We start from the raw sequence: 17,371 nt of genomic DNA, 5'->3' as shown, positions 1-17,371 counted from the left end.
GGTCCTTTCCTTCCCTCTCGCCTACCGGGTTAGCTGACGGGTTCGGAGCAGGAAGGTCTCCTACGGACTCCTCCGGAGAGGGGTCCGATTCACCCCAAGGGACGGGTGGGTCCCCGGCTCCCCTGGCTCGCGCCGTACGGGGACTCGGCGATGACTGTCCGGTGCCACTGTTGTGGCGGACTTGTGACGAACAGCCGGACCGACGCTAAACGGGACAACTTTCAATCGGCAAACAGAACCGGACTTTTGTGCGGTACGCCACACGCGAATCGGGCAACCGACGCAACCGGGCGGGCAGCACCAGCCGCCCGCCGGACGCGACACCACGGAGTCCCGCACTCCCGGCACGCAGCCGACCGGACGGGCACGCAAAGCGGCTCCCGTGGCAAGTGACCGCCACGGGAGCCGCTTTGTCGACACGCGTCAATAAGTGACGAACCGTCGGGTGACTGGACGTCACGTGGACGGGTCAGCCGCTGACGACCGTCACCTCGCCGATGCCCAGCGCCTTGACGGGCTCGGCGATCTGCGCCGCGTCACCCACCAGGACCGTCACCAACCGGTCCACCGGGAAGGCGCTGACGACCGCCGCGGTCGCCTCGACCGTGCCGGTCTCCGCGAGCCGGACATACAACTGCGCCTGGTAGTCGTCCGGGAGCTGCTGCTCCACCTGGTCGGCCAGCGTCCCGGCGACGGCGGCGGCGGTCTCGTACTTCAGCGGCGCGACGCCGACGAGGTTCTGCACCGCGACGTCGCGCTCGGCGTCCGTCAGCCCCTCTGCCGCCAGGGTGCGCAGCACCGTCCACAGGTCCTGGAGGGCCGGCCCGGTGGACGCGGTGTCCACCGACCCGCTGATGGCGAGCAGGGCGGCGCCGGTCGCCCCCTCCGGGGAGGACGGCGCGGACGAGCGCAGGACCTGCCCGAAGGAGCGCACCCCGTAGGTGTAGCCCTTCTCCTCGCGCAGCACCCGGTCCAGACGGGACGTGAGGGTGCCGCCGAGGCAGTACGTGCCGAGCACCTGGGCGGGCCACACCTGGTCGTGCCGGTCGGCGCCGATCCGGCCGATGAGCAGCTGTGTCTGGACGGCGCCGGGACGGTCGACGATCACCACACGGCCGGTGTCGTCGGCGACGACCGGGGACGGCTTCGGCGGCTCGACGACGGAGCCCGTCCAGGCGCCCAGGGTGTCGGCCAGCGCCGCGCCCAGGTCGACGCCGGTGAAGTCACCGACGACGACGGCGGTGCCCGTGGCAGGCCGGATGTGCGTGTCGTAGAAGGCGCGGACGGCGGCCGCGTCGATCCGCGCGACGGTCTCCTCGGTGCCCTGCCGGGGCCGGGACATCCGGGAGGTGACCGGGAAGAGCTCCTTGGACAGCGCCATCGCGGCGCGCCGGGCCGGGTTGGCCAACTCGTGCGGGATCTCGTCGAGGCGGTTGCGGACCAGTCGCTCGACCTCACTGTCCGGGAAGGCGGGGGCGCGCAGCGCGTCGGCGAGCAGACCGAGGGCGCGCGGCAGCCGGGAGGCCGGGACCTCCAGCGAGACCCGTACGCCGGGGTGGTCGGCGTGCGCGTCCAGAGTGGCGCCGCAGCGCTCCAGCTCGGCGGCGAACTCCTCGGCGGTGTGTTTGTCAGTGCCCTCGGACAGGGCACGGGCCATGATCGTGGCGACGCCGTCGAGGCCCTCGGGCTCGGACTCCAGAGGGGCGACGAGGTTGATCTCCACGGCGACGACCTGCTGGCCGGGGCGGTGGCTGGTCAGGAGGGTCAGCCCATTGGGCAGCTGGCTGCGCTCGGGCGCGGGGAAGGCCCACGGCTTGGGGGCGCCGCCGCGCGGCTGCGGGTGGAACTCCATGGTGCTCACGGGGGCGTCTGCGGGGGTGGTGGCGTCGGTCACTTGGCCGCCTCCTCTTCCTCGGTGCCGGCGGCGTCGGTCTGCGCGGTGGGCTCGTAGACGAGCACGGCGCGGTTGTCGGGGCGCAGCCGGGCCTTGGCGGCCGCCTGCACCTCCAGCGGGGTGATCTCCAGGACACGCTGGACGGCGGTCAGCGCGAGCTGCGGGTCGCCGAACAGGACGGCGAAGCGGCACAGTTCGTCGGCGCGGCCGCTGACCGTGGCGAGCCGGTCCAGCCATTCGCGCTCCAGCTGGGCCTGGGCCCGCTCCATCTCCTCGGGCGTCGGCCCCACTTCGGCGAAGCGGGCCAGCTCCTCGTCGACGGCGGCCTCGATGGCGGGCACCTCCGCGCCACCGGATGCCTTCACGTCCAGCCAGCCCAACGAGGGCGCGCCCGCCAGCCGCAGCAGGCCGAAGCCGGCGGCGACGGCGCTGCGGTCGCGCCGCACCAGACGGTTGTACAGGCGGGAGGACTCGCCGCCGCCCAGGATGGTGAGCGCGAGGTCGGCGGCGTCCGCCTCACGGGTGCCGTCGTGCGGGAGGCGATACGCGGCCATCAGGGCGCGGGAGGGGACGTCCTCCGCCACGACGGTGCGGATCTGCTCACCGATGGTCTCGGGCAGGCTGCCGTCGCGCGGCGGCTGCTTGCCGTCGTGCGACGGGATCGAACCGAAGTACTTCTCCACCCAGGCCAGCGTCTGCTCGGGGTCGATGTCGCCCACGATGGACAGGACCGCGTTGTTGGGCGCGTAGTAGGTGCGGAAGAAGGCCCGCGCGTCCTCCAGGGAGGCGGCATCGAGGTCGGCCATCGATCCGATGGGGGTGTGGTGGTACGGGTGGCCGTCCGGGTACGCCATCGCCGTCAGCTTCTCGAAGGCCGTCCCGTAGGGGACGTTGTCGTAGCGCTGGCGGCGCTCGTTCTTGACGACGTCGCGCTGGTTCTCCAGGGATTCTTCGTCGAGTGCGACCAGCAACGAGCCCATCCGGTCCGCCTCCAGCCAGAGGGCGAGCTCCAGCTCGTGGGCGGGCATGGTCTCGAAGTAGTTGGTGCGCTCGAAGCTGGTGGTCCCGTTGAGCGAGCCGCCGGCGCCCTGGACGAGCTCGAAGTGGCCGTTGCCCTTCACCTGCCCGGACCCCTGGAACATCAGGTGCTCGAAGAGGTGAGCCAGGCCCGTACGGCCCTTGACCTCGTGGCGCGAGCCGACGTCGTACCACAGGCAGACGGCCGCGACCGGCGTCAGGTGGTCTTCGGAGAGCACCACGCGCAGGCCGTTGGCCAGCCTGTGCTCGGTCGCTGTCAGGCCGCCGGAGCCGGCTTCTTCTGTGGCCGTGTGACCCATGGGCATGTACGTCCCTTCGATCCGCTTGCGAGGAAGTCCTGTCACTGTATGCAACCGCGTCGGCATCTGGCGAAGTTCCCGTGAGGAAGGCCCCGAACGTGCGCCGCGCCCCGTGGTGGGGCGGGAAGGGGGGAGTCGTGGTGAGCGTTGTCAGTGGGGCGGTCCACAATGGTCCGCGTCAGACTCATCAGACTCGCCGGTCGGTCCGCCGGCCGGCCGGTCAACGTCGGTCCCAGCGTTGGGCCGAAGCGTTGACCCAATAGCGTTGATCCCCCAGCGTTGATCACACATCGGCAGTAGACGCAGCAGAAGGAGCCGCAGCCGCGATGGCCCGCCGCAGCACGAAGACCCCGCCGCCGGACGACTTCGAGGAGAGGATCCTCGACATCGACGTCGTCGACGAGATGCAGGGTTCCTTCCTCGAGTACGCGTACTCGGTCATCTACTCCCGCGCCCTGCCGGACGCCCGCGACGGTCTCAAGCCCGTACACCGCCGCATCCTGTACCAGATGAACGAGATGAGCCTGCGACCCGACCGCGGGTACGTGAAGTGCGCCCGGGTCGTCGGTGAGGTGATGGGTAAGCTCCACCCGCACGGCGACGCGTCGATCTACGACGCCCTGGTCCGCATGGCGCAGCCGTTCTCGATGCGGCTGCCGCTGGTGGACGGGCACGGCAACTTCGGCTCCCTGGGCAATGACGATCCGCCCGCCGCGATGCGGTACACCGAGTGCCGGATGGCGTCGGCGACGTCCCTGATGACGGAGTCCATCGAAGAGGACACCGTCGATTTCACGCCCAACTACGACGGCCAGGAGCAGGAGCCGGTCGCCCTCCCTGCCGCGTATCCGAACCTCCTCGTCAACGGGACGTCCGGAATCGCCGTCGGTATGGCGACGAACATGCCGCCGCACAACCTCGGCGAGGTGATCGCCGCGGCCCGCCACCTGATCAAGCATCCGAACGCCGATCTCGACGCCCTGATGCGCTTCGTGCCGGGTCCGGACCTGCCGACGGGCGGCCGGGTCGTGGGCCTGAGCGGCGTACGGGACGCGTACGAGAAGGGCCGCGGCACGTTCAAGATCCGCGCGACGGTCACGGTGGAGAACGTCACGGCCCGCCGCAAGGGCCTGATCGTCACCGAACTCCCCTTCGCGGTCGGCCCGGAGAAGGTCATCTCCAAGATCAAGGATCTGGTGGGGTCCAAGAAGCTCCAGGGCATCGCGGACGTGAAGGACCTCACCGACCGCCAGCACGGCCTGCGACTGGTGATCGAGGTCAAGAACGGCTTCCACCCCGAGGCCGTACTGGAGCAGCTCTACAAACTCACGCCGATGGAAGAGTCCTTCGGCATCAACAACGTCGCCCTGGTGGACGGCCAGCCGCTGACGCTGGGCCTGAAGGAGCTGCTGGAGGTCTATGTCGACCACCGCTTCGACGTGGTGCGCCGGCGCAGCGAGTTCCGTCGTACCAAGCGGCGCGACCGGCTCCACCTGGTCGAGGGCCTACTGACGGCCCTGGTGGACATCGACGAGGTCATCCGTCTGATCCGCTCCAGCGACAACAGTGCCCAGGCCAAGGAACGCCTGATGGAGCGGTTCGGGCTGAGCGAGGTGCAGACCCAGTACATCCTCGACACCCCACTGCGCCGGCTGACCAAGTTCGACCGGATCGAACTGGAGGCGGAGCGCGACCGGCTGGAGTCCGAGATCGCGGAACTGACCCGGATCCTGGAGTCGGACGCTGAACTGCGCAAGCTGGTCTCCGGCGAGCTGGCGGCGGTCGCCAAGAAGTACGGCACGCCACGCCGGACGGTCCTGCTGGAGTCCGCGGGCGCCTCGGTGGCCGCGGTCCCGCTGGAGGTCTCCGACGACCCGTGCCGGGTACTGCTGTCCTCCACGGGCCTGCTGGCGCGTACGACCACGGCGGAGACGGCGTTCGACGCCGACGCCAAGCGCGTCAAGCACGATGTGATCGTCTCGACGGTGCCGGCGACCGCGCGCGGCGAGGTGGGTGCGGTCACGTCCCACGGGCGGCTGCTGCGCCTGTCGGTCATCGACCTGCCGCAGCTTCCGGACACCACGACGCCCAGCCTCGCCGGTGGCGCGCAGATCTCGGAGTTCCTGAGCCTCCAGGACGACGAGCAGCTGGTGTGCCTGACGACGCTGGACGAGTCCTCACCGGGTCTCGCTCTCGGTACGGAGCAGGGCGTCGTGAAGCGGGTGGTGCCCGACTACCCGTCCAACAAGGACGAGTTGGAGGTCATCACCCTCAAGGAGGGCGACCGCATCGTGGGCGCGGCGGAGCTGCGTACGGGCGAGGAGGATCTCGTCTTCGTCACCGACGAGGCGCAGCTGCTCCGCTATCCGTCGTCGCAAGTACGGCCGCAGGGCCGGCCGGCGGGCGGTATGGCAGGCATCAAGCTGGGCCAGGGCACGAAGGTGATCGCCTTCGCGGTGGTCGATCCGGCCGCGGACGCCATGGTGTTCACGGTGGCCGGGTCGCACGGCACCCTGGACGACTCGGTGGCGACGGCCAAGCTCACCCCGTTCGACCAGTACCCGCGCAAGGGCCGGGCCACCGGCGGTGTCCGCTGCCAGCGGTTCCTGAAGGGTGAGGATTGCCTGACGATGGCCTGGGTCGGGCCGGCGCCGGTACGGGCCGCTGACGCCAAGGGCGCAGCAGTCCCGCTGCCGGAACCGGATCCCCGCCGAGACGGCTCAGGCATCCCGCTGGCCACGCAGGTGGCGGCACTGGCCGGTCCCGTGTAACCACGATGGACCGCACGCACGACGCCGCCGGGGTGGTGAACGACCACCTCGGCGGCGTCAGTTGTACGCACGGGAATCAATCTGGAGGGGCTGTCGCCGGCGGCCTACCCCACCGGCTCCCGGCCCGTAGGGTCGCTCCCCGCTACGAGCCGCCCCGCCACGAGCGCAACGGCCAGCCCGCACCCGACCTCCCTCATTCCTCCTGCGAGGGCACATACCGCAGCACACCCCACATGCTGTTCTCGTCGGCCTCCGCCAGCGCGGCCTGCCGGCAGTTCTCCAGCTCCTTGCGCAGCGCCGGAGCATCGACGCCACTGCCGATCATCACCAGCTGGGTGCACCGCTCCTCCCCCTTCGCCCAGGGCTCGGGGTAGAAACGCAGGAAATTGCCGACCGCGTGCAGCACGAACTTCTGACGGTTCTCCGGGACGTCGAAGTGGACGAATCCCTTGATGCGGTAGAGGCCACCGGGGCGACTGTCGAGGAACTCCATCAGTCGACGCGGATGCATCGGCTCGACGGACGTGAACTCCACGCTCTCGTAAGCGGCGTGAAGGTGCCCGGCGTGATCGTGATCGCAGTCGGGGCAGTCCTCGTGGTCATGCCCACTGTCACCGTCGACTCCCTGCCCCGGGGCCCCGTTGGCAGAAGCCTCACGCAGCAGGTCCTCGAACGACAGCTGGCGTACGGCCGCGTTGCGGTCCTCCCCCGGACCGCGGTCGAAGAACAGCTCCGGTTCGACCCGTCCGAAGGCCGTGCAGATCACCGGCCTGCCGGGAGCAAGATCCGCGAGCGTGCCGATGAGCGCCTGACGCGCCTCGTCCCCGATCCGGTCTGCCTTGTTGAGCACCACGAGGTCGGCGATCGCCACGTGCCGGTCCAGTTCGGGGTGTCGGGCACGCGTGTCGCCGAACTCCGCGGCATCGACGACCTCGATCAGTCCGCCGTAAACGATCCGGTCGTTGTCGCTCGCGAGGATCATCCGGATGAGTTCCTGCGGCTCGGCCAGCCCGCTGGCCTCGATGACAATCACGTCGATACGAGCGGCAGGACGGGCCAGCCGCTCCAGATAGGTGTCCAGTTCGCTGGTGTCGACCGCGCAGCACAGACACCCGTTGCCGAGCGAGACCATCGAGTCCACCTGCCCGGCGACCGTCATGGCATCGATCTCGATGCTGCCGAAATCATTGACGATCGCACCGATCCGGGTGCCGTCGCCGGCGCGCAGCAGGTGGTTGAGGAGCGTGGTCTTGCCCGACCCCAGAAAGCCCGCGAGGACAACGACCGGGATCTGTTGCGTGGCCAAGGGAGCGCCTCCATGGTGCGGGTGGCGGGCCGCACGGCCCGGCGGCGGACGAGCTGTCGATCGTAACGGACCGCCCACGTCACAACCTCGCCTGCTGCCGTCCCCACCCTGACCGCCCCAGAGGAACGCGTCACGATCGCGAACAGCGGCCACTGCCTACCGGACGCACCTCACCCCCAGATCGCCCCGCAGATGCACTCGGAGCTCCGGCCCTACCGCAGGTCAAGGGCCATCCCACCGACCACCTGAGGCATGCGCCCCCTACCTGACATCCTCAGGGCCTCCGCCCACCCGCCGTAGGCCCCGCCGGCAACGGTCTCCTGTTCCTCGGCCTCACAGGACGGCGCCGCAGCCATCGGCCTCCGTGCCCGACTCCGCTGTACCGGAGACACGACACGCCACCACCGCTCGTCGTCGCATGCCTCGCCACTCTCCCGGCATTCCGGACATGACGCTCCGGGTTAGGCTCACCTTCGTGAGCACATGCACCACCTCTTCCCTCGAAGCCGCCGAACCCCTCGCCGGAACAGCGGCCACTGCCCAGACCTGGCTGTTGATCGAACAGACCGGACCGTGGGGTGCCAAGGCACTGACGGACAGCCACCTCGACCCGCACATCGGCCGGGCCTTGGAAGCTGCGGCGGAAGGTACTGGTGTACGCGTTGCTCTCATCCGCCGCCCTGGACGCCATGCCGATCTTCACGGCATTCCCCGGCGTCGGCTCTTCCTCGCGCACACCGCACCTGGCCGCTCTTGGATCCGCACCACCGTCGCCACCGACCCTCGAGCTGCGCTCGGGCTGGATTTCGTCGCCGCGGGAGCCGGAGACCATGGCGGACTTTGGGAGCCGTACACCGGCGAACCTGTGGTGCTCGTGTGCACCAACGGCAAGCGGGATCGCTGCTGTGCGCTCCTCGGCCGCCCGCTGGCCGCGCAGCTGGCCGCCGAGGGCAACGCGACCTGGGAGGTGACGCACATCGGCGGTCATCGCTTCTCCCCCACTCTTTTCGTCCTCCCCTACGGCTACGCCTACGGACGTGCCTCGGCTCAGCTCGTCGAGGATGTCGTGGAAGCGGCGCGCAGTGGCCGCATCGCCCTCGACCAGTGCCGGGGCCGTTCGACGTGGGACCGGCCGGCCCAGGCCGCCGACCTCGCGGTCCGCGAGCTGCTCCGGGAGCGGCGCGCGGACGCACTCGACGTCGTACGGACCGACTCGGTGCGGCCCGAACCGGGGGACGCGCGCGGACGGACGTCCAGAGGCGGGCCGGCTGCGGACGCCGTTCGGAGTTGGGCGATTACCGTTGCGCACGCCGACGGGCGTGCCTGGCGCGTGGTGATCGATCAGCGGGCCGATGGTGCTCCGGCGCCCGCCAGCTGTGGTGCGCCGCTCGGCCCACCGACCCGCATGGCGGTCGCCTCCATCACCACGCTCACGGACAGCGCTGCCACCGGGCAGCCCCTCGCGCCTACTGTTCCGCCGCTCTGACGCCGGGGGCGGATCTGGTTCCACTACTTCCCCGCCCCGCCCGAATTGCCGCATTCCACCGGGCCGTCCGCCGCCTGCCCCCATGGCGCAAGCCAACGCAACTCCGAACGCCAGCCCCAGCGTCGCGGCAAACCCCAACCCCAACATCGGCCCTACGCATCGCAGCACGGTGGCCCGCCTCCCCGTGCCTCGCACCGGCACCCTCGATGCCCTCGCACCAGCCCCCACAGCACACATCCCCGTCCCCCTCCGCCCGCGGCCCTTGCGCGCACCCTGCCGGCTCTCTCGCCCGTCGCAGCGCGGCACTCCGCAGCGCCACCAACGGGAATGTGACCGACCCCGACTCTCGGATCTGACCCTGCGAGACTACGCACACACAATCCGCTACCGCAGAGCCTGTGGATAACTCCACGGCCGGCCCCGGCACGGGCTTCGCCATCGCCGCAAAGAGTCCCGACTCGAGCCCTCACGAGGGGACGCCGCTCCGCGTCCAAGCCCTCGCAGCGCCTCCATCACGACGCTCAAGCCAAAACCACCGAACCGCCAGCACCAACCACACCTGCTAATCGGGGGGCGGAAGCACCTCGCCTCGTCGGATTACGGTGCAGACGTGTCTGGAGGGTCCGCGAGGCCGTGCCGGTAGGCATAGTGGATCGCCTGGGCCCGGTCGCGCAGCCCCGCCTTGGCGAAGAGATTGTTGATGTGAGTCTTCACTGTCGCCGTGGAGACGTGCAGCGTACGGGCGATCTCCGGATTGGTCTGCCCCTCCGCAACGAGACGTAGGACCTCAACCTCCCTCGCAGTGAGCCCGTCTGGCGGCTCGTCGGGGGGTTCGGGACGGCTTCGTGCGGGCTCAGCGATGCGCTCCAGCAGGCGCCGCTGGATCTTCGGCGACAGCCCGGCCTCACCCGAGAGCACGTCGTCAATGGCGCGGACGATCTCATCCCCGTCCGCGTCCTTGGTGAGGTATCCGCGAGCGCCGGCCTGCAGGGCAGGAAAGAGCGAGTCGTCATCGGCGTAGGTGGTGAGCACCACAACCTGGGTGCCGGGGTGCTCCGCACGGATACGACGGGTGGCCTCAACGCCCTCGCAGCGCGGCATCCGGAGGTCCATCAGGACGACGTCGGGGGCGAGTTCGGCAACCATCCGGACGGCCTCGTCCCCATCGGCCGCCGAACCGACAACGTCGATGCCCGGTAGCAGCCCCAGGAGCATCACGATTCCTTCGCGCACCACCGTCTGGTCATCGGCCACGACCACACGCGCCGTCGTACGCGCCGTCACGCGAGCACCCGCAACCGCACCACGAAACCCTCCTCATCGGGGCCGGACTCCAGCGTTCCACCGAGGAGTTCGGCGCGCTCCCGCATCCCGAGAAGACCGTACCCGGAACCGCTCTGTGCGAGCTCACCCGGCTTGCCTCGCCCACCGGAGTCACGCACCACCAGCCCCACGTTGTCGTCGGCGTACTCCAGCCGCACACCTACCTGGGCGCCCGGTGCATGCTTGCGCGCGTTCGTCAGCGCCTCCTGCGCGACCCTTCGGACCGTAAGCCCCGCCTCCGCGGACAGCGCGCGCTGCTCACCCACGACTTCCAGCTTCACGCCCTCAGCAGCCGTCAGGCGGCGCAGGAAGTCCTCGACCGGGGCCATCTCGCCACGCAACGCGGAAAGCGCCTCACGCGTGCCGTCAAGCCCTTCTCGCGCCATTCCACGGCAGGCCACCACCCGCTCCAGCAGTTGTTCACGGTCCGCCTCCAGATCGGTGCTGCGCTGGATCAGCTGTCGAGCCGCCTCCAAATGCACCAACTGGGCACTCAGGCTGTGCGCGAGGATGTCGTGGATCTCGCGTGCAATGCGACCTCGTTCGACGAACGCCGCAGTTTCGGCCTCGGCCTTGCGGGCGGCGCGCTCCTGGGCCAGTAGCCGCTGGGCGTTGCCGCGCGCCTCGGCGTCCAGGCGTACGACATAGCCGGCCAGGGCCAGGCCCGCGGCAGTCACGGCGGTGGTCAGCCAGTTGTCGTTGTTCACCGCGGCGAACGCACCCAGTGCAATGGCGGAGCACGGAACCGCGGCGCTGAGTGGCAGTCGCTCCATCGCCGTCATGGCGCATGCGCACCACAGGACGGTCGCCGGCAAGCGAGCGCCGACCAGAAAGAAGCCGAAGGCGGCGGCCTCCAGTACGACGAACAGTCCGATGGAGGGCCAGATCCGTCGCTCCAGTGTCATGTGGAAAAAGCCCCGGAACGCCAGCACGGTGATGGCCATTCCGGCGGCCGCTGCGGCCAGTCCCCAACCGCTGAAGGTCCCTGCCCCGAAGGTGGCCCATAGCAGGCCGACGACCACCATGATGCGGATACCGCGGCCGATCCGCAGACGAGTCTCGCTCAGGCCCTCATGGGTGAGTGACTCCCGCAGCGGCCATCTCGTCCAGGCATTCGGCGGCACGTCGGGTCCTTTCGGCGCGTGGCTCAGGTCTCAGCCCGCAACAGGGACACGGTACGTGTGCTGCAGCCCCTGAGCCCGCCACGTGGTCACACCGGCACGGGTGAGCAGCATCGCCGCTACGGACAGCAGGGTCGCCTGGCTGCCCTGGTGGACGCCCAGGACAGCGGCTATGCCCATGAGACCCAGGCGCAGGGCTATACCGCAGAGCCACACTCCTGCTGCTGCCCAGGTTCCTTCGGTCCAGACCGCGCCGTTCTCGTCTGTCCACATACGTGTCGTCCACGCCCATGCCGCACCGCTGGCCAGTCCGATGAGGAGCGTCGCGACCAGCAGGACCACGGAGGCGGCGCGATGGGCGGAGTCCAGGAGGCCGGGCTGCCGCAGCGCCATGAAGACCAGGATGACCGGCATCAGCCACCGCTTCCTGCCTTCTGATGTGATGCGCTGCGCCGTGAACTGCCGCGCGAAGACGATCGCGACAACCGCGATGAGCACAGCGATGTTGAGCAAGCCACTCATGGCCTGAGCCTCCGTGGGACGGGGAATTTCGATACTCCCGACGCTACGGAGAGGGACCCGTCGCCCGGATCGGAGCCAGGGTGGGACGCGGGTGGAAATGACGACGGGCGTCTCTCCACCCGCAGGTGGAGAGACGCCCGTACCGAGCTGCGGCCGACTCAGGTGTCGATGCGCGAACGGTCCAGAGTGGCGGCGGAGTTGGTGATGAACTCCTTACGGGGAGCCACCTCGTTGCCCATCAGGAGGTCGAATGCCTTCTCGGCAGCTTCGAGGTCGCTGATGTTGATCCGACGCAGGGTGCGGTGGCGCGGGTCCATGGTCGTTTCGGCCAGTTGGTCGGCGTCCATCTCACCGAGGCCCTTGTAGCGCTGGATGCCGTCCTTGTAGCGGACGTTCTTGCGCTGGAGCTCCAGGAGGGTCTGCCGCAGTTCGTTGTCCGAGTACGTGTAGATGTACTTTTCCTGGCCCTTTTTGGGGTTGATCAGCTCGACGCGGTGCAGCGGCGGGACGGCGGAGAAGACGCGGCCCTGTTCGACCATCGGCCGCATGTAGCGCTGGAACAGCGTCAGCAGCAGACAGCGGATGTGGGCGCCGTCGACGTCCGCGTCGGCGAGGAAGATGACCTTGCCGTAACGGGCGGCGTCGATGTCGAAGGTGCGGCCGGATCCGGCCCCTATGACCTGGATGATGGCGCCGCACTCGGCATTCTTCAGCATGTCCGAGACCGACGACTTCTGGACATTGAGGATCTTGCCGCGGATCGGCAGCAACGCCTGGAATTCCGAATTCCGCGCCAGCTTGGCGGTACCAAGCGCCGAGTCCCCCTCGACGATGAACAGCTCGCTGCGGTCGACGTCATCGCTGCGGCAGTCGGCCAGCTTGGCCGGCAGTGACGAGGACTCCAGCGCCGTCTTCCGACGCTGGGCCTCCTTGTGCTGGCGGGCGGCGATACGCGTACGGGCCGCGGCGACGACCTTCTCCAGCACGGAACGCGCCTGCTGCTTGGCATCCCGCTTGGTGGAGGTCAGGAACGCCTTGAGTTCCTTGCTGACCACCTGGGCGACGATCCGGGACGCTGCGGAGGTGCCGAGCACCTCCTTGGTCTGGCCCTCGAACTGCGGCTCCGCAAGCCGGACCGTGACGACGGCAGTCAGGCCCTCCATCGCGTCGTCCTTGACGACGTCGTCCTCGGCGACGCGCAGCAGCTTGCTGGAGCGCAATGCCTCGTTCACGGTCTTGGCCACCGAGCGCTCGAACCCGGCGAGGTGGGTGCCGCCCTTGGGGGTGGCGATGATGTTGACGAACGACTTGATCGTCGCGTCATAGCCGGTGCCCCACCGAAGGGCGATGTCGACGCCCAGTTCACGGGTGACTTCGGTGGGTGTCATGTGGCCGCGCTCGTCGAGGACCGGCACGGTCTCCTTGAAAGTGCCCTGGCCGGTCAGCCGTAGGACGTCGCAGACCGCCTTGTCCTGGGCGAGGTACTCGCAGAACTCGCTGATGCCGCCGTCGTAGCGGAACGTCTCTTCCGTCTTCCCGGCACCGTCGATGCCACGCTCGTCCCGGACGATGATGGTCAGGCCCGGCACCAGGAAGGCGGTCTGGCGGGCGCGGGCGTGCAGCGTCTCCAGGGAGAGCTTGGCGTCCTTGAGGAAGATCTGCCGATCGGCCCAGTAGCGAACCCGGGTGCCGGTCTTGGTCTTGGGGATGCGCTTGCCCTTGTGCAGCCCGTTCGCAGGCTCGAAGGGGGCCTCCGGGCCGGCTTTTGCGAAGGCACCGGGAACGCCGCGGCGGAAGCTGATCGCGTGCGTCTTGCTGTTGCGGTCGACCTCGACGTCCAGCCGCGCGGAGAGCGCGTTGACGACCGAGGCGCCGACGCCGTGCAGACCGCCGGAGGCGGCGTACGAGCCACCGCCGAACTTTCCGCCGGCGTGCAGTTTGGTCATCACGACCTCGACGCCGCTAAGCCCGGTCTTGGGCTCGACGTCGACAGGGATGCCGCGGCCGTTGTCCTGGACCTCCACGGACCCGTCGTCGTGGAGGATCACCTCGATGTGGTCGCAGTAGCCGCCGAGCGCCTCGTCGACGGAATTGTCGATGATTTCCCACAGGCAGTGCATCAGACCGCGACTGTCCGTCGATCCGATGTACATGCCAGGACGCTTCCGGACGGCTTCCAGGCCCTCAAGGACGAGCAGGTGCCGCGCGGTGTAGTTGGAACCGTCCCGGTCTGCCCCGGTCAGCACTGCGGTGGACGGCACGGACATCTCGGCGGTCACGCGGTTCGCTCCTCGCTTAATTTCTGACAGTCCGCATTCCGCGGACTCGGTTGTGGCGGTGTCGCCGGTGAGAGGGTACCGAGGCCTAGTAGAGCCGATGTGACGCCACCCGTGAGCGTGACCATGGTAGTAGAATTTCGCTCGTACGTTCGATCGCTCGATGGGGTGACGTCCGAGTGACGTGCACATCACGTTCCCTTCGAGGCATGAACCATTTAGGCTCCGGGCACGTCCTCATGAACAACCGGCAAGCCAGCCGGGAGGGCAGACTTCAGCAACCAACGTGAATCAGACCACCACGCGATACGGCTCATTCGCCGCCACCCGGCAGCACCCGGCCCCCTCGAAAGAAATTTTTCGAGGAAAAGGCACGAGCGGGAACGTTTTCGGCCTGGTTGGATGTTGACCCTGGTACGACAGCTCGTCGAGCTAGAGAAGAGGCGACGTGACTACTGTTCTGACACCCGCGAGCCCGCTGACGGCCGCTGACCGGTGCGACCGCTGCGGCGCCCAGGCATACCTGCGCGTCGTCCTGATGTCCGGCGGAGAACTGCTCTTCTGCGCCCACCACGGCCGCAAGTTCGAGCCAGAACTCAAGAAGATCGCCGCGGAAATACAGGACGAGACGGAGCGGCTCACCACCACTCCAAAGTCTGCGACCAACGAGGAACGCTGACACTTCGCATCCACGACGAGCGAGTAGCGGCCCAGTGCCGTGCGGCGGGCGGTCTTTCCGGCACCACCGGGGAGGCCGCCCGTACTCGTACGCTCCGACTCATGCCGCTTCCACGGCGCCGTTCAGCCGGCGCCGTGCATCAGCACTGCCGGAAGCAGCGCGGACGCCCGCGTATAGACCCCGGGGCTGCCTGCGCGCCCGCAGCCGGTCCCCCACGACACCAGCCCCACCAACCGGCCGCGCACCACCAGCGGCCCTCCACTGTCCCCCTGGCAGGCGTCTCGCCCGCCCTTCGGCTCCCCTGCACAGAGCATCGAGGCGGCGTTGTACACACCATCGGCGCTGCCCGGGTAAGCCCGCGCACACACTGCGTCATGCAGGACGTTCACCCTGGCGGACCGCAGTCGTGACGCATAGCTGCCATCACCTGTCATGTCACCCCACCCGTAGACCGTGGCGGTGTTGCCCGGGTCGTAGACACTGTCGTTCGGGTGGGCTATCTGAATCGGCTGGTTCGGGACGCTCTTCTGCAAGGTGACGACCGCCATGTCGTCCTCATTGGTCCAGCTGTTGTAGTGCGGATTGACCCACACCTTGGCGACCTTGATCTCATGGCCACCCTTGCCGGTGAGGTTGTTGCGTCCGACGACGATCCGCAGGTCCTTCACCTCCTGCCAAGGCAGTCCCAGGACCTCCCGGCCCAGGCAGTGCGCGGCCGTCACCACCGTCGCGTGTCCGACCAGTACACCGCCGCAGAACTGCCCGGAGCGCTGCTCCCCGAACCGCTGGTGCGAAGCCAGGGCGACCGCCCAGGGGCTCTGCGAGAGGTGAACGGGCTTCCCCCCGACCACCGAATCATCCGCGGCCGCAGAGGCCGGCACAGCGAGAATCAACGCAAGGGCCCCGAGGGCGGCGCGTATGGTCGGGCGCATACGGACTCCTGACTCTGGGACAGCGGTCACCCACCCAGAGTGACCCAAACGGGGGCGCCCCGCACCCGGACGGCCGCGAGCCCGGCCCCCACAGAGGTGGAGGGCCGGGCTCGCGGCACATTCGGAGCTGTTCCGGCTAGTCGAGGTAGTCCCGCAGCACCTGGGAGCGCGACGGGTGACGCAGCTTCGACATGGTCTTGGACTCGATCTGGCGGATCCGCTCACGGGTGACGCCGTAGACCTTGCCGATCTCGTCGAGCGTCTTGGGCTGGCCGTCCGTGAGGCCGAACCGCATGGACACCACGCCGGCCTCGCGCTCCGAGAGGGTGTCCAGCACCGAGTGCAGCTGCTCCTGCAGGAGCGTGAAGCTGACCGCGTCGGCCGGGACAACCGCCTCGGAGTCCTCGATCAGGTCACCGAACTCGCTGTCGCCGTCCTCGCCCAGCGGGGTGTGCAGGGAGATCGGCTCGCGGCCGTACTTCTGGACCTCGATGACCTTCTCGGGGGTCATGTCGAGTTCCTTGGCCAACTCCTCCGGAGTGGGCTCACGGCCCAGGTCCTGGAGCATCTGGCGCTGGACGCGGGCCAGCTTGTTGATGACCTCGACCATGTGGACGGGGATACGGATCGTTCGGGCCTGGTCGGCCATGGCGCGGGTGATGGCCTGGCGGATCCACCACGTCGCGTAGGTCGAGAACTTGTAGCCCTTGGTGTAGTCGAACTTCTCGACCGCGCGGATCAGACCGAGGTTGCCCTCCTGGATGAGGTCCAGGAAGAGCATGCCGCGGCCGGTGTACCGCTTGGCCAGGGAGACGACCAGACGGAGGTTGGCCTCCAGGAGGTGGTTCTTCGCTCGGCGGCCGTCCTCGGCGATGATCTCCAGCTCGCGCTTGAGCTTCGGCGCGAGCTTGTCGCTGTTGGCGAGCTTGTCCTCGGCGAACAGGCCGGCCTCAATGCGCTTGGCGAGCTCCACCTCCTGCTCGGCATTGAGGAGCGGAACCTTGCCGATCTGCTTGAGGTAGTCCTTGACCGGGTCGGCGGTGGCGCCGGCCGCGGCGACCTGCTGGGCCGGGGCGTCGTCCTCGTCCTCATCCGACAGCACGAAGCCGGCGTTCTCGGCGTTCTCGGCCTCGGCGGGCTCGCCCTTACCGGGAGCCGGGGTCTCCTCGGTCAGCTCTTCGTCGAGCAGGTCGTCGACGTCCTTCTTGGACCCGGTCTTCTTGGCGGTGGCCTTCTTGGCCGTGGCCTTCTTCGCGACCGTCTTCTTGGCGGTCGTCTTCTTCGCCGCAGCCTTCTTGACAGCCGCGGACTCGGACTCACCGGCGGCCGGGTCCCCCATGGAGGCGGCGGCCGACGCGGTGGTGGTCTTCTTCACCGTGGCGGTCTTGGCCGCGACGGTCTTGGTGGCGGTGCGCTTCGCCGGACTCTTCGCTGCGACGCTCTTGCGGGTGCGCTTGGGCGCCTCTGCGGCACTGACCATCAGCGTCACACCCTCCTCGTCGAGGATCTGGTTGAGGCTGCGCAGAACGTTCTTCCACTGGGTTGGCGGAATCTGGTCAGCCTCGAAGGCCCGACGCACGTCATCGCCGGCGATCTGCCCATCTGCCTTTCCCCGCTCGATGAGCGCCATCACAGACTCGGACTCGGCGATCTCCGGCGGGAGCGTACGGGATGTGCTGGCCGACACGAACAACCTCTCGGAACGATGGAAACGGCTTCCGACC

The 17,371-nt window shown here is 68.7% G+C and carries 12 protein-coding genes and 1 riboswitch; of the genes, 3 read left to right on the top strand and 9 right to left on the bottom strand.

Translation table 11 applies throughout. The annotated features are described in order from the left end of the window. Positions 1–3 precede the first annotated feature (3 nt). Positions 4–160: riboswitch (cyclic di-AMP (ydaO/yuaA leader) on the bottom strand. A 309-nt stretch (positions 161–469) separates the two neighbouring features. Both ACO0M4_RS04980 and ACO0M4_RS04975 read right to left on the bottom strand, forming a co-directional pair. After that, the gene (locus tag ACO0M4_RS04980; RefSeq protein ID WP_430371247.1) at positions 470–1,852 is read right to left on the bottom strand and encodes a M16 family metallopeptidase; all 1,383 of its coding nucleotides are present in this window, start codon (positions 1,850–1,852) and stop codon (positions 470–472) included. 38 nt (positions 1,853–1,890) lie between these two features. Beyond that, positions 1,891–3,231, bottom strand: coding sequence for a M16 family metallopeptidase (locus ACO0M4_RS04975; RefSeq protein WP_430371245.1), 1,341 nt, complete (start codon positions 3,229–3,231; stop codon positions 1,891–1,893). Positions 3,232–3,557: 326 nt separating this feature from the next. Between ACO0M4_RS04975 and ACO0M4_RS04970 the strand changes: the two genes are divergently transcribed. Further along, positions 3,558–6,002 (top strand): DNA gyrase/topoisomerase IV subunit A, encoded by a 2,445-nt coding sequence (locus tag ACO0M4_RS04970; protein ID WP_430368377.1) that lies wholly within the window; start codon positions 3,558–3,560, stop codon positions 6,000–6,002. A gap of 193 nt (positions 6,003–6,195) precedes the next feature. On the opposite strand, the gene ACO0M4_RS04965 is transcribed toward ACO0M4_RS04970, so the two are convergent. Beyond that, on the bottom strand, positions 6,196–7,308 hold the full coding sequence (locus ACO0M4_RS04965; protein WP_430368376.1) for a CobW family GTP-binding protein: 1,113 nt from the start codon (positions 7,306–7,308) through the stop codon (positions 6,196–6,198). Between the two features lie 475 nt (positions 7,309–7,783). Here ACO0M4_RS04965 and ACO0M4_RS04960 point away from each other — a divergent pair, with 475 nt between their 5' ends. After that, the gene (locus tag ACO0M4_RS04960) at positions 7,784–8,794 is read left to right on the top strand and encodes a sucrase ferredoxin (protein WP_430368375.1); all 1,011 of its coding nucleotides are present in this window, start codon (positions 7,784–7,786) and stop codon (positions 8,792–8,794) included. Between the two features lie 597 nt (positions 8,795–9,391). Here the strand turns inward: ACO0M4_RS04960 and ACO0M4_RS04955 are convergent. The 4 genes from ACO0M4_RS04955 to ACO0M4_RS04940 form a co-directional block, all read right to left on the bottom strand. Then, positions 9,392–10,078, bottom strand: coding sequence for a response regulator transcription factor (locus ACO0M4_RS04955; protein WP_430368374.1), 687 nt, complete (start codon positions 10,076–10,078; stop codon positions 9,392–9,394). Beyond that, positions 10,075–11,241, bottom strand: coding sequence for a sensor histidine kinase (locus ACO0M4_RS04950; RefSeq protein WP_430368373.1), 1,167 nt, complete (start codon positions 11,239–11,241; stop codon positions 10,075–10,077). The genes ACO0M4_RS04955 and ACO0M4_RS04950 overlap by 4 nt, the downstream gene beginning before the upstream one ends. 30 nt (positions 11,242–11,271) lie before the next feature. Continuing rightward, entirely contained in the window at positions 11,272–11,760 is a 489-nt protein-coding gene (locus ACO0M4_RS04945) for a DUF1453 domain-containing protein (protein ID WP_430368372.1), read from the bottom strand. Positions 11,761–11,918: 158 nt separating this feature from the next. Continuing rightward, on the bottom strand, positions 11,919–14,039 hold the full coding sequence (locus ACO0M4_RS04940) for a DNA gyrase/topoisomerase IV subunit B (protein WP_430368371.1): 2,121 nt from the start codon (positions 14,037–14,039) through the stop codon (positions 11,919–11,921). A 445-nt stretch (positions 14,040–14,484) separates the two neighbouring features. Between ACO0M4_RS04940 and ACO0M4_RS04935 the strand changes: the two genes are divergently transcribed. Next, a complete protein-coding gene (locus ACO0M4_RS04935) occupies positions 14,485–14,715 on the top strand; it encodes a DUF7455 domain-containing protein (protein WP_430368370.1) in 231 nt (76 codons plus the stop codon). 122 nt (positions 14,716–14,837) lie between these two features. On the opposite strand, the gene ACO0M4_RS04930 is transcribed toward ACO0M4_RS04935, so the two are convergent. After that, on the bottom strand, positions 14,838–15,647 hold the full coding sequence (locus ACO0M4_RS04930; RefSeq protein WP_430368369.1) for a serine protease: 810 nt from the start codon (positions 15,645–15,647) through the stop codon (positions 14,838–14,840). 136 nt (positions 15,648–15,783) lie between these two features. Beyond that, entirely contained in the window at positions 15,784–17,334 is a 1,551-nt protein-coding gene (locus ACO0M4_RS04925; protein WP_430368368.1) for an RNA polymerase sigma factor, read from the bottom strand. Between the last annotated feature and the right edge of the window lie 37 nt (positions 17,335–17,371).

Origin of the sequence: Streptomyces sp. RGM 3693, from assembly GCF_050471125.1 — a bacterium.
GTDB lineage: Bacteria > Actinomycetota > Actinomycetes > Streptomycetales > Streptomycetaceae > Streptomyces.
This window is presented reverse-complemented; position numbering and strand designations above follow the sequence as displayed.